The following is a 20,792-nucleotide window of genomic DNA, read 5'->3' as shown; positions in this document are numbered from 1 at the left end:
GCCACAACACCTTCTGCGCCTATGAGATCGAGCGCCGCCCGCGCGGCGCTTCGCAGCACAAGGCTGCTCCTACATCTGTTTCGGGCCAATTATTCCTGCGCCATTGGCGCGCGCACCCTGGGTGCATGGCTGGAGATTGATGAAGAGCAGCAGGCGCAACCTTCGATATTGAATGGAACAGACAAGGCGCTCAGGGTGCGCGCGCCACAGGCACAGGAGAGACTGGCCCGAAACAGATGTAGGAGCAGCCTTGTGCTGCGAAGCGCCGCGCGGGCGGCGCTCGATCTCATAGGCGCCAGAAAACACAAGGCAGGCACCTCTCAAAGCCAATACCATCTCAAGACAGGCCCATAGCCGCCCTGACGCACCCAACAACCAAAAGCCAAAAGCCAAACCCCAAAAACAAAGCGGGGAGGCCTATCGGCCTCCCCGCTTCTATATAGCCACACCCAAAGCCAATCACTCAGCCTTCAAGGTAACCCGCGCAAACGACTTCTTGCCCGCCTGGCACACATGCGTCGCACCCAGCGCAAACACGAAATCGCGATCAACCACCGCACCATCAACCTTGACCGCACCACCACTCAGCAAGTCCCGCGCCTGCGCCGAGTTCTTCACCAGGCCAGCCCGGTTCAGCACGGCAGCAATCGGCAGGCTTTCCGCCGCAGCCACTTCGACTTCCGGCAGGTCTTCCGGCAGCTCACCTTCCTTCATACGGTTACCCGCAGCACGGTGAGCATTGGCCGCAGCCTCCTCGCCATGGAAGCGCGCAACGATCTCTTCGGCCAGCTTGATCTTGATGTCCCGCGGGTTGGCGCCATTGGCGACATCGGCCCGGAACTGCTCGATCTCTTCCATCGAACGGAAGCTCAGCAGCTCGAAGTAGCGCCACATCAGGGTATCCGGGATCGATACCAGCTTGCTGTACATCACCCCCGGCGCTTCCTGGATACCTACATAGTTACCCAGCGACTTGGACATCTTCTTCACACCGTCGAGCCCTTCGAGCAGCGGCATGGTCACGATGTTCTGCGCTTCCTGGCCATAGGCGCGCTGCAGTTCGCGCCCCATCAGCAGGTTGAACTTCTGGTCAGTACCACCCAGCTCGACATCCGCCTTCAGCGCCACCGAGTCATAGCCCTGCACCAGCGGGTACAGGAACTCGTGGATGGCGATCGGCTGATTGGTGGTGTAGCGCTTGTCGAAGTCATCGCGCTCGAGCATGCGCGCCACGGTGTACTGCGACGCCAGGCGAATGAAGTCGGCCGGGGTCAGCTTGTCCATCCAGGTGGAGTTGAACGCGACCTCGGTCTTGGCCGGGTCGAGGATCTTGAACACTTGCTGCTTGTAGGTCTCGGCGTTTTCCAGCACCTGCTCGCGGGTCAGCGGCGGGCGCGTGGCGCTCTTGCCGCTCGGGTCGCCGATCATGCCGGTGAAGTCACCAATCAGGAAGATGACCTGGTGCCCCAGATCCTGGAACTGGCGCAGCTTGTTGATCAGCACCGTGTGCCCAAGGTGCAGGTCAGGCGCGGTCGGGTCGAAGCCGGCCTTGATGCGCAGAGGCTGGCCGCGCTTGAGCTTCTCCACCAGTTCCGACTCGACCAGTACTTCTTCCGCACCGCGCTTGATAAGCGCCAGCTGCTCTTCAACCGACTTCATAGACAAACCCGCAAGGCTCAGATTCAGGGGGAGCCAACCATACAAGATCGGCCGTCAATTACAAGTTTCGCAAAGGAATGTGACCCGAACACAGGCTTGCGGCGTCTACGCGCCCTTGCGTGAAAATGGATTTGGTTATATTTTATACAGTTATTTCATCTTCATCATGTCATTCATCTTTTCCATTTCACCTTTTTCAAAGTCACCTTGCCCATGACCAACGAACCGCCTAAAGCGCCCCCGCTTTATCCGAAAAGCCATCTGTTGGCCGCCAGCGGCATCGCCGCCCTGCTCAGCCTGGCCCTGCTGGTGTTTCCCTCCAGCGAAGTGGAAGCCAAGAAAACCACCCTCAACCTCGAGCTGGAGAGCCCTGCCGAGCAGTTGAAGGACGAATCCCGCGCTGCGCCCCTGGTGCAGGCAGAAAGTGAGCAAAGCTCGCCATTCGCCCAGATCGAAGACGCTGCCCCCGAGACCCAGAAGGCCGAACAGGAGGCGCCTGCTGCCGAACCGGTCGTCGAAGCCGCCAAGGAACCCAGCCACCGCGAAGTCACCGTGGCCCGTGGTGATACGCTGTCCACCCTGTTCGCCAAGGTCGGCCTGCCGACCAATGCGGTGCACGACCTGCTGGCCAGCAACAAGCAGGCCAAGCAGTTCAGCCAGCTCAAGCACGGCCAGGTACTGCAGTTCGAGCTCGACAAGGACGGCCAGCTGGCCAGCCTGCACAGCAAGGTGAGCAACCTCGAAACCATTCGCCTGACCAAGACCGCCAAGGGCTACACCTTCAACCGCGAAATCAGCAAGCCGGTAATGCGTACCGCCTACGCCCATGGCGTGATCAAAAGCTCGCTGTCGGCCTCGGCCCAGCGCGCCGGCCTGTCCCACAGCATGACCATGGACATGGCCCGCGTGCTGGGTTACGACATCGATTTCGCCCAGGATATTCGCCCAGGCGATGAATTCGACGTGGTCTACGAGCAGAAAGTGATGGACGGTAAGGTGGTCGGCACCGGCAACATCCTGTCTGCGCGCTTCACCAACCGCGGCAAGACCTACACCGCCGTGCGCTACACCAACAAGCAGGGCAACACCAACTACTACACCGCCGATGGCAACAGCCTGCGCAAGGCCTTCATCCGTACTCCGGTCGATTTCGCCCGCATCAGCTCGCGCTTCTCCGCCGGCCGCAAGCACCCCATTCTGAACAAGATCCGCGCCCATAAAGGCGTCGACTATGCCGCCCCACGCGGCACGCCGATCAAGGCAGCCGGTGACGGCCGCATCGAACTGGCCGGGCGCCGCGGTGGTTATGGCAACACCGTGATCATCCAGCATGGCAACCGCTACAAGACGCTGTACGGCCACATGCAGGGCTTTGCCAAGGGCATCAAGACCGGCAGCTCGGTCAAGCAGGGCCAGATCATCGGCTACATCGGCACCACCGGCCTGTCCACTGGCCCGCACCTGCACTACGAGTTCCAGGTCAACGGTGTACACGTCGACCCGCTGAGCCAGAAAGTGCCGATGGCCGATCCGATCGCCAGGAACGAGCGCCAGCGTTTCCTGCAGCAGAGCCAGCCCCTGATCGCCCGCATGGATCAGGAAAAGGCCACCCTGCTCGCAGCGAACAAGCGCTAAGCCCATGGCGCTCTACCTGGGGGTGATGTCCGGCACCAGCCTCGATGGCCTGGACATTGCCTTGATCAAACAAGGCGAGCAGCTCGAACTGCTCGCCACCCACTACCTGCCCATGCCCGGCGACCTGCGCCAGGAACTGCTGAGCCTTTGCAGCAGCGGCCCTGACGAGATCGCCCGCGCCGCACTGGCAGAAAACCGCTGGGCCAGCCTGGCAGGCGAAGGCATCCGCCAACTGTTGGCCAGGCAAGGGCTGCAGGCCGATGCCATCCGTGCCATCGGCAGCCACGGCCAGACCATCCGCCACGAACCAGCACGCGGTTTTACCGTGCAGATCGGCAACCCGGCGCTGCTGGCCGAGCTTACCGGTATCAGCGTGGTCGCTGACTTCCGCCGTCGCGATGTGGCGGCCGGTGGCCAAGGTGCGCCACTGGTGCCGGCCTTCCATGAAACCCTGTTCAGCCACCTCGGCCAGCGCCTGGCCATCCTCAACGTGGGCGGCTTCAGCAACCTCAGCCTGATCGAACACGACAAGCCGGTCCACGGCTTCGACTGTGGCCCGGGCAACGTGCTGCTGGATGCCTGGATCGAGCGCAAGCGCGGCCAGGCCTACGATGCGGATGGGGCGTGGGCTGCCTCGGGTGTGGTGCAGCCCCACTTGCTCAGCGCACTGCTGGCCGACCCGTTCTTCGCCGGCAGCGGCCCGAAGAGCACCGGCCGCGAAGTGTTCAACCTGCCTTGGCTGGATGGCCACCTGGCCCGCTTGCCCGCTTACCGCGACGAGGACGTGCAGGCGACATTGCTGGAGCTGACCGCACGCAGCATCATCGACTCGCTGAGCAACGCCCAGCAAGGCACCGAAGCGTTGCTGGTCTGCGGTGGCGGTGCGCGCAACGGCGCCCTGATGGCGCGCCTCGGCCAGTTGCTGCCCCACACCTGTGTCGCCAGCACCAGTGCCCACGGCGTGGACCCGGACTGGGTCGAAGCCATGGCCTTCGCCTGGCTGGCCCACTGTTGCCTGGAAGGCATCGCCGCCAATCGCCCTAGCGTGACAGCGGCCAAGGGCCTGCGCGTACTCGGCGCAATCTACCCGGCCTGAGCGCTACGCCAGAAAGCAAAACGCCGCGCAATTGCGCGGCGTTTTCGTATGGCCAAGCCTCAGATCGAGAACGACGAGCCGCAGCCGCAGGTGGTAGCAGCATTCGGGTTCTTGATCACGAAGCGCGAACCTTCCAGGCCTTCCTGGTAATCCACTTCGGCGCCAGCCAGGTACTGGAAGCTCATCGGGTCGACCACGAGGGAAACACCTTCACGCTCGACGATGGTGTCGTCTTCGGCCACGTCTTCATCGAAGGTGAAGCCATATTGGAAGCCCGAGCAGCCGCCACCGGTGACGAACACGCGCAGCTTCAGACGATCGTTGCCTTCCTCGGAAACCAGGTTCTTCACCTTTTGTGCAGCGCCGTGGGTGAATTCCAAAGCCGTGGGGGTGAAGGTTTCGACGCTCATGTTGATTCTCCCGGCGCGGTAGCCGCCATAAAACTCGATGACGCGCATTATCCGCTTTCCCGAGAAAATCGGTCAAGAATTGTGCGGCTTTAGTCGCGACATACAAAAAGGCCCGCACGACGCGGGCCTTTTCGAACGCTGGCTGCTTACGGCAGCAAGCCCGCGTGGGACAGGCCCATGCGCTCGTCCAGACCGAACAGGATGTTGAGGTTCTGCACCGCCTGGCCGGACGCGCCCTTGACCAGGTTGTCGATCACCGACAGTACTACTACCAGGTCACCACCCTGCGGGCGATGAACGGCAATGCGGCAGACGTTGGCGCCGCGCACGCTGCGTGTTTCCGGGTGGCTACCAGCCGGCATCACGTCGACGAACGGCTCATCGGCGTAGCGCTTCTCGAACAGCGCCTGCAGGTCGACCGAGGTGTCGGCGACGGTAGCGTACAGGGTCGCGTGAATGCCACGGATCATTGGTGTCAGGTGTGGCACGAAGGTCAGGCCGATATCCTTGCCAGCGGCCAGGCGCAGGCCCTGGCTGATCTCCGGCAGGTGGCGGTGGCCCTTCACTGCATAGGCTTTCATGCTTTCGCCGGCTTCGCAGAACAGCGAACCCACCGCCGCGCCACGGCCAGCGCCGCTGACGCCCGACTTGCAGTCGGCGATCAGGCGCGACGGGTCGGCCAGGCCAGCTTCCAGCAGCGGCAGGAAGCCCAACTGGGTGGCGGTCGGGTAGCAGCCCGGCACTGCGATCAGGCGCGCCTGGCGGATCTTCTCGCGGTTGACTTCAGGCAGGCCGTACACCGCGTCCTTGAGCAGCTCTGGCGCACCATGCGGCTGGCCGTACCACTTGCCCCACTCGGCGGCGTCCTGCAGGCGGAAGTCGGCCGACAGGTCGATCACCTTGGTACCGGCCGCCAGCAGCTCGCCGGCCAGGGCGTGGGCTACACCGTGCGGGGTGGCGAAGAACACCACGTCGCAGGCGGCCAGGGTCTTGCTGTCCGGCACGCTGAACGCCAGCCCGTCATAGTGGCCGCGCAGGTTCGGGTACATGTCCGCCACTGCAACGCCCGCCTCGGAGCGCGAAGTGATGACCGCCACCTCGGCCTGTGGATGCTGTGCCAGCAGACGCAACAGTTCGACGCCGGTGTAACCCGTGCCGCCGACGATACCGACCTTGATCATAACGCTTGCCCCTTATCAACGAGCCGTCTGGAAAGCGCACGATAATAGGGGCGCAAGGCGCCTGTAACAACTCTTCGGGTGACCCTTCGGGCGCTTGACCACTACTATCTGACGACCGTGAATACCTGAAGGAACTCCCCCATGCTTTACCCATGGATCAAAGCGCTGCATATCGTCAGCGTGGTCTGCTGGTTCGCCGGCCTTTTCTACCTGCCGCGGCTGTTCGTCTACCACGCCCAAAGCCAGGACAGCATCAGCCAGGAACGCTTCGTGACCATGGAGCGCAAGCTGTTCCGCGGCATCATGAACCCGGCGATGATCGCCACCTATGTGTTCGGCGCGTGGATGCTCTATCTCACACCCGGCTGGCTCAGCCAGGGCTGGCTGCATGCCAAGCTGACCCTGGTCATCCTGCTGACCGTCTACCATCACATGTGCGGCGCCCAGCGCAAACGTTTCGCCAGCGGCAGCAACACTCACGGCCACGTCTACTATCGCTGGTTCAACGAAGTACCCGTACTGTTCCTGCTGGGTATCGTAATTCTGGTGGTGGTCAAACCGTTCTGACATAGCCACCCGCTCAAGGAGCCTTGCCATGTCGCTACCCGCCTCGCTCGAACAACGCCTGCGCCTGCCCGTGGTTGCCGCACCGATGTTCCTGATCTCCAACCCCAGGCTGGTACTGGCCTGCTGCGCCAGCGGCGTGGTCGGCAGCTTCCCGGCCCTGAACCAGCGCGACAGCGCCGGCTTCAAGGCCTGGCTGGAGGAAATCGAGGCAGGCCTGGCGCAATTGCAGGCGCCAGCGCCCTATGCCGTCAACCTCATCGTCCACCCAAGCAACCCGCGCCTGCAGGCCGACCTGGCGTTGTGCGTGGAACACCGCGTGCCGATCGTCATCACCAGCCTGGGCGCGGCGAAGGAAGTGGTCGATGCCGTGCATGGCTACGGCGGCCTGGTGTTCCACGATGTCACCACCCGCCGCCATGCCGAGAAAGCCGCCGAAGCCGGTGTCGATGGCCTGATCGCCGTCGCCGCCGGCGCAGGCGGCCATGCCGGCACCTGGAGCCCGTTCGCCCTGGCCGCGGAAATTCGCCAGTTCTTCGACAAGACCCTGCTGCTGGCCGGCTGCCTCAACCACGGCAACGAGATCCTCGCTGCGCAAATGCTTGGGGCGGACCTTGCGTACATGGGCACCCGCTTCATCGCCACAGCAGAAAGCCAGGCCCCGGGCGCCTACAAGCAGATGCTGCTCGATGCCCATGCCGCCGACATCATCCACACCCCGGCGGTGTCCGGCGTTCCTGCCAGCTTCCTGCGCCCGAGCCTGGAGCAGGCTGGCTATGACATGAACGCCCTCAAGAGCGGCCACGAGCAAGGCAAGCTCAAGCCGATCGACGACGAAGCCAAGGCCTGGAAGACCGTGTGGTCGGCGGGCCAGGGGGTCGGCGGTATCGACGACCTGCCCAGCGCCAGCGCGCTGATCGGACGGCTGCATGACGAGTACCGGGACGCCCTGAAACGCTGCCAGGCCCTGCGCGACCGCACCTTGTAGCAAAAGGCAACACCTTGCCCGGCCAAGCTGTACACTAGGCGCCCTCTTCAGCCCCCAGGAGCCTTGCATGACCCGTTACGCCATGATCACTGGTGCTTCCAGCGGCCTGGGCCTGGCCCTGGCGGAAGCCCTGGCGCGGCGCGGGCGCAACCTGATCCTGGTGGCACGCCAGCGTGAAACGCTGGAACCGGTGGCCATCGAGCTGACCCAGCGCTTCGGTGTCGAGGTGCTGTTCCGTGCCTGCGACCTCAGCCAGCCGCTGCGCCTGTCGGGCTTCGTGCTGGAGCTGGAAGAAGGCGAGCGGCGCATCGACCTGCTGGTCAATTGTGCCGGCCTGCGCACCTACGGGCCATTCCTGGCCCATGAGTGGGCCGACGAGCAGGACCTGCTGGAAGTCAACGTACTGGCCCTGAGCCGCCTGTGCCACGCCATCGGCAACCTGATGGCGGTACAGGGCGGCGGGCAGATCCTCAACGTCGCCGGCCTGGCCGGGGTAGCGCCTGGCCCGTGGATGGCCGCCTATGCTGCCAGCAAGGCCTATGTGCTGAGCTTCTCCCAGGCCCTGCGCGAAGAACTCAAGCGCACCGGCATCAAAGTCTCGGTACTGTGCCCTGGCCCGGTGCGCTCCTCGCGCCGGCGCATTCCGCGGCTGGATGGCAAACCGCGCTGCCTCAGCCCTGAGGAAGTGGCGCTGTACACGGTGCGCGCGCTGGACAAGAACCGCGCGCTGATCCTGCCCGGCCGGCGCAACCGCTGGCTGGCGTTCGCCCCACGCCTGCTGCCACGCTGGCTGGTGCGCAAGCTGGCCGGGGCCATCCACCGCCGCTATTGCCCGATCGGCATGGAATAGCCACTGGGCGAGCGGCGCCCGGCTGAGTACACTCGGCCCGACCCTCACCATGGAGCAAGTGCTGTGGACGATTTATTCATCAAGATCATCAACCGGGATATCCCGGCGAAGATCATCTACGAGGACGACCAGGTACTGGCGTTCCACGATATCGCCCCCCAGGCGCCGGTGCATTTTCTGGTCATCCCGAAAAAGCACATCCGCACCCTCAATGACTTGACCGAAGAAGACAAAGGCCTGGCTGGCCACATCTTGTTCACCGCCCAGCGCCTGGCCAAGGAACTTGGCTGCGAGGACGGCTTCCGCGTGGTCATGAACTGCAACGAGCAGGGCGGCCAGACCGTCTACCACATCCACATGCACGTGCTTGGCCAGCGCCAGATGCACTGGCCACCGGGCTGATCCACGGCAAGCGACCCTGCCACTATTGCGGTAAACTGTCGGGCACATTCTTGCGGAGGTGCCCGATGGCTACCGAACGTCACTACTCGCCGCTCGACCGCTTGTTGCTGCAGGCCGATACCGCCATGCGCACCTTGCTGCCCTTCAGCGGCCAACCCGCCCGCCCATCGCCGGCCATCGTCCAGCCGGACGTCGACCTGGACGAGCAGCAGGCCCGCCATGTTGCCGGGCTGATGCGCATCAACCACACCGGTGAAGTCTGCGCCCAGGCGCTGTACCAGGGCCAAGCCCTGACCGCCAAGCTGCCCGAAGTGCGCAAGGCCATGGAACACGCGGCCGAGGAAGAAGTGGACCACCTGGCCTGGTGCGAACAGCGCATTCGCCAGCTGAACAGCCACCCCAGCGTACTCAACCCTTTGTTCTACGGCATGTCGTTCGGCATCGGCGCACTCGCCGGGCTGGTCAGTGACAAGGTCAGCCTGGGCTTCGTCGCTGCCACCGAGCATCAGGTCTGCAAGCACCTCGACGAGCACCTGGAGCAGATCCCGCAGGAAGACGAAAAGTCCCGGGCCATCCTCGAGCAGATGCGCATCGATGAGGAACAGCACGCCGAGTCTGCACTGGAAGCCGGCGGTTATCGCTTCCCCGCCCCGGTTCGCTTTGGCATGAGCCTGTTGGCCAAGGTCATGACCAAGAGCACCTACCGTATCTGAAGGCATCACCATGACGGACCGTTTCGACGCCAAGGACCTGGCGCGCGCCGTGCAAGCCGGCATTCTCCAGCCGGGCCAGGACCAGGCCCTGCTGGCGTTCCTGCGCCAGCAACCGGCACAGCGTGGCAGTTTCCAGCTGGCCCATGTCGCTTTCTACTTCGGCGCCATGCTGATCATGGCTGCCATGGGCTGGTTGCTCACCGAAGCCTGGATGCGCATCGGCGACTGGGCGCTGCTGGTCATCGCCAGCCTCTATATTCTGCTGCTCACGCTGTTCGCCGTTAACCTGCAACGGCGCGTACAGCCCGTCGCGGCCGGGGTGCTGGCGGCGGTGGCGGTCAGCATCGTGCCGTTGGCGGTGTTCGCCATCGAACGGCTGGCCGGCTGGTGGCCGATGGATGATGCGCAGGCAAACTATCACCAGTACTACACCTACGTGCAGGGCGGCTGGCTGGCAATGGAAGCGGCCACGGTGCTTGCCGGGTTGTTGATGCTGCGGCTGATCCCCTACCCGTTCATCGTCATGCCGATTGCCGTGGCCTTGTGGTTCATGTCGATGGACCTGAGCGAATGGTTCTTCGGCTCGCCATTCAGCTGGGAGCAACGCCGCGAGGTTTCGTTGTGGTTCGGGCTGGGGTTGCTGGTGGTGTTCGTCGGGGTGGATGGTCGCACCCGCGAAGACTACGCCCACTGGGGCTACCTGGCCGGGCTGGCGGCATTCTGGGGCGGGCTGACACTGGTGGACAGCGGCAGCGAGTTGGGCAAGGCCCTGTACTGCCTGATCAATATTGCGCTGATGGGCATGGCGGTGCTGTTGCGTCGGCCGGTGTTCATGGTGTTCGGGGCGCTGGGGGTGGCGGCTTACCTGGGGTACCTGTCGTACGAGGTGTTTGCCGACTCGCTGCTGTTCCCGGTGGTGGTGACCCTGATCGGGCTTGGGGTTATCGGGCTGGGGCTGGTTTACCAGAAGCGGCGGGAGCGGTTGAGCCGGGTGATGCGGGGTTGCTTGCCGCAATGGTTGCGAGCTGCACTGCCGGCGCTTCGCAGCTGATATTGTCGGGGCCGCTCCGCGCCCCATCGCCGGCAAGCCAGCACCCACCTCGACCGCATTGACCTCAAGCCATGTGCTATCCCTGTGGGAGCCGGCTTGCCAGCGATGGGCTGCAACGCAGCCCCAAAAATCTGGGGTTCAACCCAGCTCTACAATCTCGTACCCGTGGGTAATCTCAACCCCGGCACGCTCGAGCATGATCGAAGCCGAGCAATACTTCTCCGCCGACAGCTCCACCGCACGCTTGACCTGGGCCTCTTTCAGCCCACGCCCCTTCACCACGAAGTTCATGTGGATCTTGGTAAACACCTTCGGGTCTTCGCTGGCACGCTCGGCCTCCAGGAATGCCTCGCAGCTTTCCACCGCCTGGCGCGATTTCTTCAGAATGCTGACCACGTCAAAGCTGCTGCAGCCACCCAGGCCCAGCAACAGCATTTCCATCGGGCGCACGCCCAGGTTGCGGCCGCCGGCCTCGGGCGGGCCGTCCATCACGACGACATGGCCGCTCCCCGATTCGCCGAGGAACATCGCCTCACCGGCCCACTGGATACGTGCCTTCATCTACCCGGACTCCTGATATTCGAAAAAGGGTGTCAGCTTAGACCTTGTGTGGCTGCGGGAAAAGTACGAGTCGTGTCGGTTTAGTACCGAAACATCCTGTAGTGTCTGATAAGCTGGCGCCAAATGACTGGCGTATACCGCCAGCCAACCTTTGTAACAAGGCCTATGCGTCGTATCGAACAGGATTTCGTGATGGTTGCCTCCGCCCTACCCGCCAAGATCAAGAACATCGACAAGCTGCTGGCGCACTGCCAGCGCCGCCGCTATACCGCCAAAAGCAACATCATCTGCGCCGGCGACCGGGCCGAGACACTGTCATTCATCATCAAGGGTTCGGTCACCATCCTCATCGAGGACGACGACGGCCATGAAATGATCATCGCCTACCTCAACAACGGTGACTTCTTCGGCGAGCTGGGCCTGTTCGAACCGGTCGAGGGTGAACAACAGCGCAGTGCCTGGGTGCGCGCCAAGACCGAATGCGAAGTAGCCGAAATCAGTTACGAGAAGTTTCGCGAACTGGCGCGCCAGGACCCGGAAATCTTGTACGCCCTGGGCAGCCAGATGGCCCAGCGCCTGCGCAACACCACGCGCAAGGTCGGCGACCTGGCGTTCTTCGACGTTACCGGGCGCGTCGCCCGTTGCCTGCTGGAGCTGTGCAAGCAACCCGACGCCATGACCCACCCCGACGGCATGCAGATCAAGATCACCCGTCAGGAAATCGGCCGTATCGTCGGTTGCTCCCGGGAAATGGTCGGCCGCGTCCTCAAGGACCTTGAAGAGCGCAGCCTGGTGCAGGTCAAAGGCAAGACCATGGTGGTCTACGGTACCCGCTAGTCCTTGGGCAGGTCGGCCAGCACCTTGGCATAGGCCTGCGACAGCCGCTCGAACCAGGGCGCCGCGGGCGCCACTTCGTGCAGGGCGATGTGCGCATCGGCGCGGCAGCGCTGCTCCAGCTCGCAGCACTCGTTGAAGCGGTTGACTGCCGCCACCATCGACTCACGCTCGTTATCCAGCAGCAGCGCACCGTGCACCAGCACCACCGGGCGCTTGCCGCCCAGCCCCTGGCGCCAGCGTTGAGCAGTGCCCACCAGCTTGCGGCCATTGAGGTTGACGTTGTAGCGGCCATCGCAGAAAGCGCCGTCGATTTCGCCCACCGACGCCACCCCGCCCCACTCGCGCAACACCTCGCACAACGGCAGGCACAGGCGCTCGTAGGCGTTCTCGATACGGCCGTGGTCGCCTTCACTGCGGGGGGCGACGTAGACCAGCGCAACGTTCACCGTCGAATGCGACTGCGGCACCGGCTCACCACCGGTTTCGCGTAGCAGCACCGGCCAGCCGGCGATTGCCAGCTCCGAGCAGGCGGCTTCAAAGTTTTCCAGACGGCTCATGCGCCGAGGCATGACCAGGGCGTGGTCGGTCGGGCGCCAGAACAGCACGCCACTGTCGCGTTCGCCGCGGCAGACGGCGCCCAGCAGTTCCTGTTCGGCGTGCAGGCCTTGTTCTACGGTCAGGGCCAGGGGTTGATCGGTCATTGATCCACCTATGTTGTTGTTTTCACCGGCCTCTTCGCGGGCTCGCCCGCTCCCACAGGGATTCCGCAGATGCCAAAGGCAGTGATCATCCCGTGGAAGCGGGCGAGCCCGCGAAGAGGGCATGGCAGGCATACAAAAAAGCCGGCGACAATGCCGGCTTCGTTTCGATCAGTCCAGTTGCTGAACAGTCTTCTTCACCTGATCCGGGAAGAACAACCGCTGCAGCTCAAGCCCTGGCTGCTCGGCGCGCATGAACGCCTCACCCACCAGGAACGAGTAGACCTCGTTGATCGCCATCAGCTCCACATCGGCCCGGTTCAAGATACCGCTCTCGGTAATCGCCAGGCGATCACGCGGAATACGCGGCAGCAGGTCGAGGGTGGTTTCCAGGCTGACCTCGAAGGTATGCAGGTTACGGTTGTTCACCCCCACCAGCGGTGTATCCAGGGTTTTCAACGCACGCTCCAGCTCATCGCCATCGTGCACTTCCACCAGCACGTCGAGGCCGACATCCTTGGCCGTGGCCGCCAGTTCGGCCATTTTCACGTCATCCAGCGCCGACACGATCAGCAGCACACAGTCCGCGCCCAGGGCCCGGGCTTCAACGATCTGGTACGGGTCTACCATGAAGTCCTTGCGGATCACCGGCAGCGACACCGCCGCGCGGGCCTGCTGCAGGTACTCGTCGGCACCCTGGAAGTAATCCACATCGGTCAGCACCGAAAGGCAAGTCGCCCCGCCCTTCTCGTAGCTGACGGCAATTTCCGCCGGCACGAAATGCTCGCGAATCACGCCCTTGCTCGGCGAGGCCTTCTTGATTTCGGCAATTACCGCCGGCTGCTTGCGCCCGGCTTGCTCGATCAGGGCCTTGGCAAAGCCACGCGGGGCATCGGCAGCCTTGGCCAGGCCCTCCAGTTCGGCGAGGCTGACGCGCGCACTGCGCTCGGCCACTTCCTGGAACTTGCGGGCAATGATCCTTTCCAGCACCGTCGGCACACTCATGCTTCGTTCTCCACCTTGAATACTGCAGTAAAGGCACCCAGCTCCTGCAGCTTCTCCCAGGCTAGCCCGGTATGCAGTACGTCGTGGGCCAGTTCCACACCGGCTTTCAGGCTCATGGCATGGTCAGCGGCATACAGCGCCGCGCCCGCATTGAGCACGATCATCTCGGCGGCCTTCTGGCCGTTCTCGGTCTTGCGTCGGCCCAGCGCATCGCGAATCAGCTCCAGCGACGCCTGGGGGTTCTCGACAGCCAGGCCATGCAGGCTCTGGCTCTTCATGCCGAGGTCTTCCGGCTCGACCCAGTATTCGGTGATTTCGCCATTCTTCAGTTCGGCGACGAAAGTCGGCGCGGCCAGGCTGAACTCGTCCAGGCCGTCCTTGGAGTGCACCACCAGCACGTGCTTGCTGCCCAGGCGCTGCAATACTTCAGCCAACGGGCGGCACAGGGTCTGGGCGAATACACCGACCACCTGATGCTTCACTCCGGCCGGATTCGTAAGCGGGCCGAGCATGTTGAACAGGGTACGCAGCCCCAGGTCGCGACGCGGGCCGGCAGCATGCTTCATGGCCGAGTGATGGCTTTGCGCGAACATGAAGCCGATGCCCAGGCTGTCGATGCAGCGGGCCACCTGGGTGGGCGTCAGGTTCAGGTAGATGCCGGCGGCCTCCAGCAGGTCGGCACTGCCGCTCTTGCCCGATACCGCGCGGTTGCCATGCTTGGCCACGGTGCAACCCGCCGCCGCCAGGACGAACGACGAGGCGGTGGATACGTTGAAGATGTTGGCGCCATCACCGCCGGTACCGACGATATCGACCACGCCATCGAGACTTTGCAGTTCGACCTTGTCGGCCAGCTCGCGCATCACCGACACCGCACCGACGATCTCGTCGATGCTTTCGCTCTTCATGCGCATGCCCATCAGGAAGGCGCCGATCTGCGCTTCGCTGCACTGGCCGGTCATGATCTGGCGCATGACGTCACGCATTTCTTCGGTGGAAAGGTCCAGCTGGCCGACGATACGGCTCAACGCACTCTTGATATCCATGTTCGATCCTTAGCGGCGGCCGCCGGTCTGCTTGAGGAAGTTGGCGAACAGTTCGTGGCCCTGTTCGGTCAGGATCGACTCGGGGTGGAACTGCACCCCTTCGATATTCAGCGTTTTGTGGCGCAGGCCCATGATCTCGTCGACCGAACCGTCAGCATGGGCGGTCCAGGCGGTCACTTCCAGGCACTCGGGCAAGGTTTCGCGCTTTACCACCAGCGAGTGGTAACGGGTCACGGTCAACGGGTTGTTGAGGGTGGCGAACACGCCCAGGTCGCGGTGGTGGACCGGGCTGGTCTTGCCGTGCATCACCTGGCGGGCACGCACTACGTCACCGCCAAAGGCCTGGCCGATGGACTGGTGGCCCAGGCACACGCCGAGGATTGGCAGCTTGCCGGCAAAATGCAGGATGGCCTCGATCGACACGCCCGCCTCGCTCGGTGTGCACGGGCCTGGAGATACGACGATGCGCTCGGGGTTGAGGGCTTCGATCTGGGCGATGGTCATTTCGTCATTGCGAATGACCTTGACCTCGGCACCCAGCTCGCCAAGGTACTGAACGACGTTGTAAGTGAATGAGTCGTAATTGTCGATCATCAGTAACATCGGGTTAAACCTCTTGAATCTACTGACTTCAGAATTCGAACCTTTCTGCACCCGCCAACAGGCGCGGCTTTGCCACAAGGGGCGGTAGACAGGAAGGCAAACGGGGGCGGGCCGGACGGGCCGGCAGGAGATAAAGTCAGGCGCGCCAACGCCAACGGGCGTGGGCCTTGATTACGCGCATCAAGAGTTTGCTGACGATCAACACAGGATAGGTCTCGCTCATACGTCACGGCACAGTAGCCTACCGGGGCGGCGGGCGCAATATGCCCGTAAACACGGGGAAACGAATGGACTTGGGAGGGATGCACTGCGATTTGCTAAGGTCGATCGGGTTGTCCTTCATAAAAAAACAAAGAAAAGGATATTCCCAGATGCGAAAAGCACCGTTATTGCGCTTTACCCTCGCCTCCTTGGGCTTAGCCTGCAGCCAAGCCTTCGCCGCCCCCTCTCCCTACTCCAGCATGATCGTGTTTGGCGACAGCCTCAGCGACGCGGGACAGTTTGGCGGCGTGCGCTTTACCAACCGCGATGCCGATGGCAATTATGCGCCGGTGTCGCCGATGATCCTTGGTGGGAAGCTCGGGGTAGACCCGACAGCGCTGGGCCCTTCCACATCCCCCATCAACCCGGCACTGGGGATTCCCGACGGCAACAACTGGGCCGTTGGCGGCTATACCACCCAGCAGATCCTGGATTCGATCACCACTACGTCCAAGACGGTCATCCCACCCGGGCGCCCCGGCGCCGGGCAGGTACTGCGAGAAAAACCGGGCTACCTGGCCAACGGCCTGCGCGCCGACCCCAACGCGTTGTACTACCTGACCGGTGGCGGCAACGACTTCCTGCAAGGCCTGGTCAACAGCCCGGCAGATGCCGTGGCCGCTGGCGCCCGCCTGGCCGCCAGCGCCCAGGCCCTGCAGCAAGGCGGTGCCCGCTATATCATGGTCTGGCTGCTGCCCGATCTCGGCCAGACGCCGAACTTCAGCGGTACGCCGCAGCAGAACCCGCTGTCGCTGCTGTCCGGTGCCTTCAACCAGTCACTGCTCGGCCAACTGCGGCAGATCGATGCCGAGATCATTCCACTGAACATCCCCATGCTGCTGAGCGAAGCGCTGGCCAGTCCCGAGCAGTTCGGCCTGGCCAGTGGCCAGAACCTGGTCGGCACCTGCTACAGCGGCGAAGGCTGCGTGGAAAACCCGGTGTATGGCATCAACGGCACCACGCCGGACCCGACCAAGCTGCTGTTCAACGACTCGGTGCACCCGACCATTGCCGGCCAGCAACTGATTGCCGACTACGGCTACTCGATCCTTTCCGCCCCGTGGGAACTGACCCTGTTGCCAGAGATGGCCCACGCCAGCTTGCGCGCCCACCAGGACGAATTACGCAACCAATGGCAGACACCCTGGCAGGCAGTTGGCCAGTGGCAGTCCTTCGTCGCCAGCGGCGCCCAAGACCTGGACTTCGACGGCCAGCGCAGCGCAGCCAGCGGCGATGGCCGCGGCTACAACCTTACCCTGGGCGGCAGCTACCGCCTGAACGATGCCTGGCGCCTGGGCCTGGCCGGCGGCGTGTACCGGCAGAAGCTGGAAGCCGGCGCAGAGGACTCGAACTACAAGCTGGACAGCTATCTGGCCAGCGCCTTCGCCCAGTACCGCGAGGACCATTGGTGGGCCGATGCAGCGCTCACCGCCGGGCACCTGGACTACAGCGACCTCAAGCGCACCTTCGCCCTTGGCGTGAACAACCGCAGCGAAAAGGGCGACACCAATGGCGAGGCCTGGGCGATGTCGGCTCGGCTGGGCTACAACCTGGCGGCCGAGGGCAGCAGCTGGCAGCTGGCGCCGTTCATCGGCGCCGACTATGCGCGGGTGAAGGTGGATGGCTATGACGAGAAGAGCGGGCGCTCGACGGCACTGGGCTTCGATGACCAGGAACGTACATCACGCCGTTTGGGCGTGGGGTTGCTGGGCAGTGTGCAGGTGCTGCCGAGTACCCGGCTGTTCGCCGAGGTGGCGCAGGAGCATGAGTTCGAGGATGACCAGCAGGATGTGACGATGCACCTGACCAGCCTGCCGGCGAACGACTTCACCCTGACCGGGTATACGCCGCACAGCGACCTGACCCGGGCGAGCCTGGGGGTGAGCCATGAAGTGGTGGCGGGGGTGCATTTGCGCGGCAACTACAACTGGCGCAAGAGTGATGAGTTGACGCAGCAGGGGGTAAGTTTGGGTGTCAGCGTCGACTTCTGAATTGATGGGGCCGCTTTGCGGCCCTTCGCGGGCGTGCCCGCGAAGGGCTGCAACGCAGCCCCAAACAATTTATTTGGCGGAAGTCTGCTCAGCCAGCGCGACCGCACGGAACATCGCCCGGCGTTTGTTGATGGTTTCTTCCCATTCCAGCGCCGGCACCGAGTCGGCAACGATACCGCCCCCCGCCTGCACATGCAGTTCGCCGTCTTTGATCACCGCAGTACGGATGGCAATCGCAGTATCCATGTTGCCGTTCCACGCGAAGTAACCGACGGCACCACCATAAACCCCACGCTTGACCGGCTCCAGTTCGTCGATGATCTCCATCGCACGAATCTTCGGCGCCCCCGAAAGCGTACCGGCCGGCAGGATTGCCCGCAGCGCGTCCATTGCCGTCAGCCCTTCGCGCAGCTGGCCAGTGACGTTGGACACAATGTGCATCACGTTGGAGTAACGCTCGATCACCATTTTCTCGGTCAGGCGCACGCTGCCGGTCGAGGACACACGGCCCACGTCGTTACGGCCCAGGTCGATCAGCATCAGGTGCTCGGCAATTTCCTTGTCGTCCGACAGCAGGTCGTCTTCCAGCGCGCGGTCGGCCTCTTCGGTAGCACCACGCGGGCGAGTGCCGGCAATCGGGCGCACGGTGACCAGGTTGTCCTCGACGCGCACCAGCACCTCGGGCGAGCTGCCGACCACATGGAAGTCGCCAAAGTTGAAGAAGTACATGTAAGGCGTCGGGTTGAAGCAGCGCAGCGCACGGTAAAGGTCGATAGGCGCGGCCTTGAAGTCGATCGACATGCGCTGCGACGGCACCACCTGCATGCAGTCACCGGCCAGGATGTATTCCTTGATACGGCCGACGGCGTTCTCGTAATCCTCGCGGGTGTAGCTGGAGCGGAACTCCGGCTCTGCAGCCTGCGGGCCACTCAGGTCCAGACCACGGCGTGGGGTGATCGGCTGACGCAGGGTTTCCAGCAAGCCTTGCAGGCGTGCCTGGCCCTGTTCGAAAGCCTGCTCTTGAGCCGGGTCGACCAGCACGATCGCGTGCATCTTGCCCGCCAGGTTGTCGAACACCACCACCGCATCGGACACCATCAGCAGGATATCCGGCACGCCCAGCGGGTCCGGGTTGGGGCTGGCGCCCAGGCGCTTTTCCACATAGCGCACGCAGTCGTAGCCGAAGTAGCCGACCAGGCCGCCGTTGAAGCGCGGCAGGCCGGGGATATCAGCAACCTTGTAACGGTCCTTGAAGGTTTCGACGAAGGCCAGTGGGTCTTCGACCTCAAAGCTTTCCACCTCCACGCCATCCTGCAGGATGCTGACATGGTAACCGTGCACACGCATCACGGTGCGCGACGGCAGGCCGATCATCGAATAACGGCCCCATTTCTCGCCGCCCTGCACCGATTCGAGCAGGTACGAGTTGGGCTGGTCGGCCAGTTTCAGGTAGATCGACAGCGGCGTGTCGAAGTCGGCCAGGGTTTCGCAGGCCAGGGGAATGCGGTTGTAGCCGGCAGCGGCCAGGCGCAGGAATTCTTCGCGGGTCATGGGTAGCCTCGTGGCAAGCAGCAATAGGTCAGGCAAACGGACGGGCCGGCACGCGCCGGCAGGCTAAAGTCAGGCGCGCCAACGCCAACGGGCCAGGGCCTTGATGACTTTCATCCAGAATTTGCCAGTAACCGCCACGGTGGACTCTCTGTCTTGTGAGGCTTGAAGGTCCGCCAACGTTATCCCAGTGGCCGGGTCTGCGCAACCGGGCAGCAATGCGCGCAGGTCGTCGATCACCAGGCTGGGGGATTCGTCGTGGATCGGCCGGCCGTGGTTGTAGCCGTAGGTCAGGCCCACGCACTGCACGCCAGCCGCCTTGGCCGCCAGCACGTCACTGCGCGAATCGCCGACGAACAGCGACTGTTGCGGGGTAACGCCGGCCATCTGCATGACGAACAGCAGCGCCGCCGGGTCGGGCTTTTTCTGTGGCAGGGTGTCGCCGCCGATGATCCAGCGGAAGTAGTTGCCGATCTTCATCTGGTCCAGCAACGGGCCGACGAAGCGCTCGGGCTTGTTGGTGATCAGCGCCATCTCCACGCCCCGCTTGCGCAGCCAGCGCAGGGTGTCCTGCACACCAGGGTAGACCACGGTCAGTTCGTGGCTTTCGGCATAGGCGTCCATGAACAGCGCCAGCGCCTTGTCGGCCAGCGCATCGTCCACGGCGGCGTGGTCGATGCCACCGGCCAGCGCCCGGCGCACCAGCACCTGGGCGCCGTTGCCCACCCAGTGGCGCACCGCCTCCAGGCCTGCGGGCGGGCGCCCCAGTTCGAGCAGCATGCGGTCCACGGCGGCGGCCAGGTCTGGCACGGAATCGATCAGGGTACCGTCCAGATCGAACATCACCAGCCTGGGCAGCGTCCCCGGGAACAGCTGCTCGAAGCCGCTCATGGGCGGGCCTGAGCCAGTTCGGCGCGCATCCTGGCGATGACTTCCTGGTAGTCCGGGGCGTTGAAGATCGCCGAGCCGGCCACGAAGGTGTCGGCGCCAGCGGCAGCGATCTCGCGGATGTTGTTGACGTTGACGCCACCGTCGATTTCCAGGCGGATATCACGGCCACTGGCGTCGATCAGCGCACGCGCCTCGCGCAGCTTGTCGAGGGTGCCAGGGATGAACTTCTGCCCGCCGAAGCCTGGGTTGACGCTCATCAGCAGCACCATATCGACCTTGTCCATCACGTACTTCAGGGCGTCCAGGCTGGTGGCCGGGTTGAACACCAGGCCGGCCTTGCAGCCGCCGTCCTTGATCAGTTGCAGCGAACGGTCGATGTGCTGCGAGGCTTCCGGGTGGAAGGTGATGTAGGTGGCACCAGCTTCGATGAAGTCACCGATGATGCGGTCGACCGGGCTGACCATCAGGTGCACGTCGATGGGGGCGGTGACGCCGTACTTGCGCAGGGCGGTGCAGACCATCGGGCCGATGGTCAGGTTGGGGACGTAGTGGTTGTCCATGACATCGAAGTGGACGATGTCGGCACCCGCGGCCAATACCTTGTCGACATCCTCGCCCAGGCGGGCGAAATCGGCGGAGAGAATGGAGGGGGCAATAGCGTAGGGCTGCATGGCGCACCTGTTGGCAGAATCACGGTGGCGCGCATTGTAACCCAGGGAAGCGGATGAAGGCTGATTAGCATCAACCTGTACTGGCCTCTTCGCGGCTAAAGCCGCTCCCACAGGTGCACAAACCCTGTGGG

At 63.6% G+C, this 20,792-nt stretch carries 22 protein-coding genes; 11 read left to right on the top strand and 11 right to left on the bottom strand.

What is annotated here, in order from left to right; all coding sequences use genetic code 11:
• Positions 1-354 (top strand): hypothetical protein (locus A4C63_RS26660; RefSeq protein ID WP_218186508.1); only part of this gene is annotated, 354 nt, incomplete at its 5' end.
• A gap of 105 nt (positions 355-459) precedes the next feature.
• Here A4C63_RS26660 and tyrS read toward each other — a convergent pair.
• Entirely contained in the window at positions 460-1,659 is a 1,200-nt protein-coding gene (tyrS, locus tag A4C63_RS22270) for a tyrosine--tRNA ligase (protein WP_061550921.1), read from the bottom strand.
• 213 nt (positions 1,660-1,872) lie between these two features.
• Between tyrS and A4C63_RS22265 the strand changes: the two genes are divergently transcribed.
• Positions 1,873-3,294, top strand: a complete 1,422-nt coding sequence (locus A4C63_RS22265; protein WP_063914604.1) for a peptidoglycan DD-metalloendopeptidase family protein — start codon at positions 1,873-1,875, stop codon at positions 3,292-3,294.
• Positions 3,295-3,298: 4 nt separating this feature from the next.
• A complete protein-coding gene (locus tag A4C63_RS22260; RefSeq protein ID WP_063914603.1) occupies positions 3,299-4,390 on the top strand; it encodes an anhydro-N-acetylmuramic acid kinase in 1,092 nt (363 codons plus the stop codon).
• A gap of 59 nt (positions 4,391-4,449) precedes the next feature.
• Here the strand turns inward: A4C63_RS22260 and erpA are convergent, their stop codons facing one another.
• Positions 4,450-4,800, bottom strand: coding sequence for an iron-sulfur cluster insertion protein ErpA (gene erpA, locus A4C63_RS22255; protein WP_015268740.1), 351 nt, complete (start codon positions 4,798-4,800; stop codon positions 4,450-4,452).
• 146 nt (positions 4,801-4,946) lie between these two features.
• A complete protein-coding gene (gene argC / locus A4C63_RS22250; RefSeq protein ID WP_025337480.1) occupies positions 4,947-5,981 on the bottom strand; it encodes an N-acetyl-gamma-glutamyl-phosphate reductase in 1,035 nt (344 codons plus the stop codon).
• 141 nt (positions 5,982-6,122) lie between these two features.
• On the opposite strand from argC, the gene hemJ reads away from it, so the two are divergent.
• The 6 genes from hemJ (at position 6,123) to A4C63_RS22220 (ending at position 10,549) form a co-directional block, all read left to right on the top strand.
• The gene (gene hemJ, locus A4C63_RS22245) at positions 6,123-6,548 is read left to right on the top strand and encodes a protoporphyrinogen oxidase HemJ (protein ID WP_063914602.1); all 426 of its coding nucleotides are present in this window, start codon (positions 6,123-6,125) and stop codon (positions 6,546-6,548) included.
• A gap of 28 nt (positions 6,549-6,576) precedes the next feature.
• Positions 6,577-7,533 carry a nitronate monooxygenase family protein gene (locus tag A4C63_RS22240; RefSeq protein ID WP_063914601.1) on the top strand — a complete coding sequence of 319 codons (957 nt, stop codon included), beginning with the start codon at positions 6,577-6,579 and terminating at the stop codon, positions 7,531-7,533.
• Positions 7,534-7,600: 67 nt separating this feature from the next.
• Positions 7,601-8,383 carry an SDR family oxidoreductase gene (locus A4C63_RS22235; protein WP_063914600.1) on the top strand — a complete coding sequence of 261 codons (783 nt, stop codon included), beginning with the start codon at positions 7,601-7,603 and terminating at the stop codon, positions 8,381-8,383.
• Between the two features lie 63 nt (positions 8,384-8,446).
• On the top strand, positions 8,447-8,785 hold the full coding sequence (locus tag A4C63_RS22230) for a histidine triad nucleotide-binding protein (RefSeq protein ID WP_063914599.1): 339 nt from the start codon (positions 8,447-8,449) through the stop codon (positions 8,783-8,785).
• A 65-nt stretch (positions 8,786-8,850) separates the two neighbouring features.
• Positions 8,851-9,498: a 2-polyprenyl-3-methyl-6-methoxy-1,4-benzoquinone monooxygenase gene (gene coq7, locus A4C63_RS22225; RefSeq protein WP_025337477.1), complete on the top strand. Its 648-nt coding sequence runs from the start codon at positions 8,851-8,853 to the stop codon at positions 9,496-9,498.
• A 10-nt stretch (positions 9,499-9,508) separates the two neighbouring features.
• Positions 9,509-10,549 (top strand): hypothetical protein, encoded by a 1,041-nt coding sequence (locus A4C63_RS22220; RefSeq protein WP_063914598.1) that lies wholly within the window; start codon positions 9,509-9,511, stop codon positions 10,547-10,549.
• A gap of 138 nt (positions 10,550-10,687) precedes the next feature.
• Here A4C63_RS22220 and A4C63_RS22215 read toward each other — a convergent pair whose 3' ends face one another.
• Positions 10,688-11,110 (bottom strand): OsmC family protein, encoded by a 423-nt coding sequence (locus tag A4C63_RS22215; protein ID WP_004376171.1) that lies wholly within the window; start codon positions 11,108-11,110, stop codon positions 10,688-10,690.
• A 192-nt stretch (positions 11,111-11,302) separates the two neighbouring features.
• On the opposite strand from A4C63_RS22215, the gene crp reads away from it, so the two are divergent.
• A complete protein-coding gene (gene crp, locus A4C63_RS22210) occupies positions 11,303-11,947 on the top strand; it encodes a cAMP-activated global transcriptional regulator CRP (RefSeq protein ID WP_063914597.1) in 645 nt (214 codons plus the stop codon).
• Here crp and A4C63_RS22205 read toward each other — a convergent pair.
• The 4 genes from A4C63_RS22205 to A4C63_RS22190 form a co-directional block, all read right to left on the bottom strand.
• Positions 11,944-12,648 carry a lipoate--protein ligase family protein gene (locus A4C63_RS22205; protein ID WP_063914596.1) on the bottom strand — a complete coding sequence of 235 codons (705 nt, stop codon included), beginning with the start codon at positions 12,646-12,648 and terminating at the stop codon, positions 11,944-11,946. The two genes, crp and A4C63_RS22205, sit on opposite strands and share 4 nt — an antisense overlap.
• A 168-nt stretch (positions 12,649-12,816) precedes the next feature.
• Positions 12,817-13,650 carry an indole-3-glycerol phosphate synthase TrpC gene (trpC, locus tag A4C63_RS22200; protein ID WP_063914595.1) on the bottom strand — a complete coding sequence of 278 codons (834 nt, stop codon included), beginning with the start codon at positions 13,648-13,650 and terminating at the stop codon, positions 12,817-12,819.
• Positions 13,647-14,696: an anthranilate phosphoribosyltransferase gene (gene trpD, locus A4C63_RS22195; protein WP_013970609.1), complete on the bottom strand. Its 1,050-nt coding sequence runs from the start codon at positions 14,694-14,696 to the stop codon at positions 13,647-13,649. Before trpD ends, trpC begins: the two co-directional genes overlap by 4 nt.
• A 9-nt stretch (positions 14,697-14,705) precedes the next feature.
• Positions 14,706-15,299: an aminodeoxychorismate/anthranilate synthase component II gene (locus A4C63_RS22190; RefSeq protein ID WP_063914594.1), complete on the bottom strand. Its 594-nt coding sequence runs from the start codon at positions 15,297-15,299 to the stop codon at positions 14,706-14,708.
• 371 nt (positions 15,300-15,670) lie between these two features.
• Between A4C63_RS22190 and estP the strand changes: the two genes are divergently transcribed.
• Positions 15,671-17,551, top strand: a complete 1,881-nt coding sequence (estP, locus tag A4C63_RS22185; RefSeq protein ID WP_063914593.1) for an esterase EstP — start codon at positions 15,671-15,673, stop codon at positions 17,549-17,551.
• A 69-nt stretch (positions 17,552-17,620) separates the two neighbouring features.
• Here the strand turns inward: estP and trpE are convergent, their stop codons facing one another.
• From trpE to rpe, 3 genes are all read right to left on the bottom strand, one after another.
• Complete coding sequence (gene trpE / locus A4C63_RS22180) at positions 17,621-19,102, bottom strand: anthranilate synthase component I (protein ID WP_063914592.1); 1,482 nt, start codon at positions 19,100-19,102, stop codon at positions 17,621-17,623.
• 69 nt (positions 19,103-19,171) lie between these two features.
• Positions 19,172-19,990, bottom strand: a complete 819-nt coding sequence (locus A4C63_RS22175; RefSeq protein ID WP_063914591.1) for a phosphoglycolate phosphatase — start codon at positions 19,988-19,990, stop codon at positions 19,172-19,174.
• Positions 19,987-20,661, bottom strand: coding sequence for a ribulose-phosphate 3-epimerase (rpe, locus tag A4C63_RS22170; protein WP_038408593.1), 675 nt, complete (start codon positions 20,659-20,661; stop codon positions 19,987-19,989). Before rpe ends, A4C63_RS22175 begins: the two co-directional genes overlap by 4 nt.
• Positions 20,662-20,792 lie beyond the last annotated feature (131 nt).

The organism is Pseudomonas sp. p21 (genome assembly GCF_001642705.1).
Classification (GTDB): Bacteria; Pseudomonadota; Gammaproteobacteria; order Pseudomonadales; family Pseudomonadaceae; genus Aquipseudomonas.
Note: the sequence above shows the minus strand (reverse complement) of the source record. Positions and strands in the feature narration are given on the sequence as shown.

Coding starts and splice junctions, on each gene's coding strand:
- tyrS (WP_061550921.1), bottom strand. CDS start 1,659: ATGAAGTCGGTTGAAGAGCAGCTGGCGCTTATCAAGCGCGGTGCGGAA.
- A4C63_RS22265 (WP_063914604.1), top strand. CDS start 1,873: ATGACCAACGAACCGCCTAAAGCGCCCCCGCTTTATCCGAAAAGCCAT.
- A4C63_RS22260 (WP_063914603.1), top strand. CDS start 3,299: ATGGCGCTCTACCTGGGGGTGATGTCCGGCACCAGCCTCGATGGCCTG.
- erpA (WP_015268740.1), bottom strand. CDS start 4,800: ATGAGCGTCGAAACCTTCACCCCCACGGCTTTGGAATTCACCCACGGC.
- argC (WP_025337480.1), bottom strand. CDS start 5,981: ATGATCAAGGTCGGTATCGTCGGCGGCACGGGTTACACCGGCGTCGAA.
- hemJ (WP_063914602.1), top strand. CDS start 6,123: ATGCTTTACCCATGGATCAAAGCGCTGCATATCGTCAGCGTGGTCTGC.
- A4C63_RS22240 (WP_063914601.1), top strand. CDS start 6,577: ATGTCGCTACCCGCCTCGCTCGAACAACGCCTGCGCCTGCCCGTGGTT.
- A4C63_RS22235 (WP_063914600.1), top strand. CDS start 7,601: ATGACCCGTTACGCCATGATCACTGGTGCTTCCAGCGGCCTGGGCCTG.
- coq7 (WP_025337477.1), top strand. CDS start 8,851: ATGGCTACCGAACGTCACTACTCGCCGCTCGACCGCTTGTTGCTGCAG.
- A4C63_RS22220 (WP_063914598.1), top strand. CDS start 9,509: ATGACGGACCGTTTCGACGCCAAGGACCTGGCGCGCGCCGTGCAAGCC.
- A4C63_RS22215 (WP_004376171.1), bottom strand. CDS start 11,110: ATGAAGGCACGTATCCAGTGGGCCGGTGAGGCGATGTTCCTCGGCGAA.
- crp (WP_063914597.1), top strand. CDS start 11,303: ATGGTTGCCTCCGCCCTACCCGCCAAGATCAAGAACATCGACAAGCTG.
- A4C63_RS22205 (WP_063914596.1), bottom strand. CDS start 12,648: ATGACCGATCAACCCCTGGCCCTGACCGTAGAACAAGGCCTGCACGCC.
- trpC (WP_063914595.1), bottom strand. CDS start 13,650: ATGAGTGTGCCGACGGTGCTGGAAAGGATCATTGCCCGCAAGTTCCAG.
- trpD (WP_013970609.1), bottom strand. CDS start 14,696: ATGGATATCAAGAGTGCGTTGAGCCGTATCGTCGGCCAGCTGGACCTT.
- A4C63_RS22190 (WP_063914594.1), bottom strand. CDS start 15,299: ATGTTACTGATGATCGACAATTACGACTCATTCACTTACAACGTCGTT.
- estP (WP_063914593.1), top strand. CDS start 15,671: ATGCGAAAAGCACCGTTATTGCGCTTTACCCTCGCCTCCTTGGGCTTA.
- trpE (WP_063914592.1), bottom strand. CDS start 19,102: ATGACCCGCGAAGAATTCCTGCGCCTGGCCGCTGCCGGCTACAACCGC.
- A4C63_RS22175 (WP_063914591.1), bottom strand. CDS start 19,990: ATGAGCGGCTTCGAGCAGCTGTTCCCGGGGACGCTGCCCAGGCTGGTG.
- rpe (WP_038408593.1), bottom strand. CDS start 20,661: ATGCAGCCCTACGCTATTGCCCCCTCCATTCTCTCCGCCGATTTCGCC.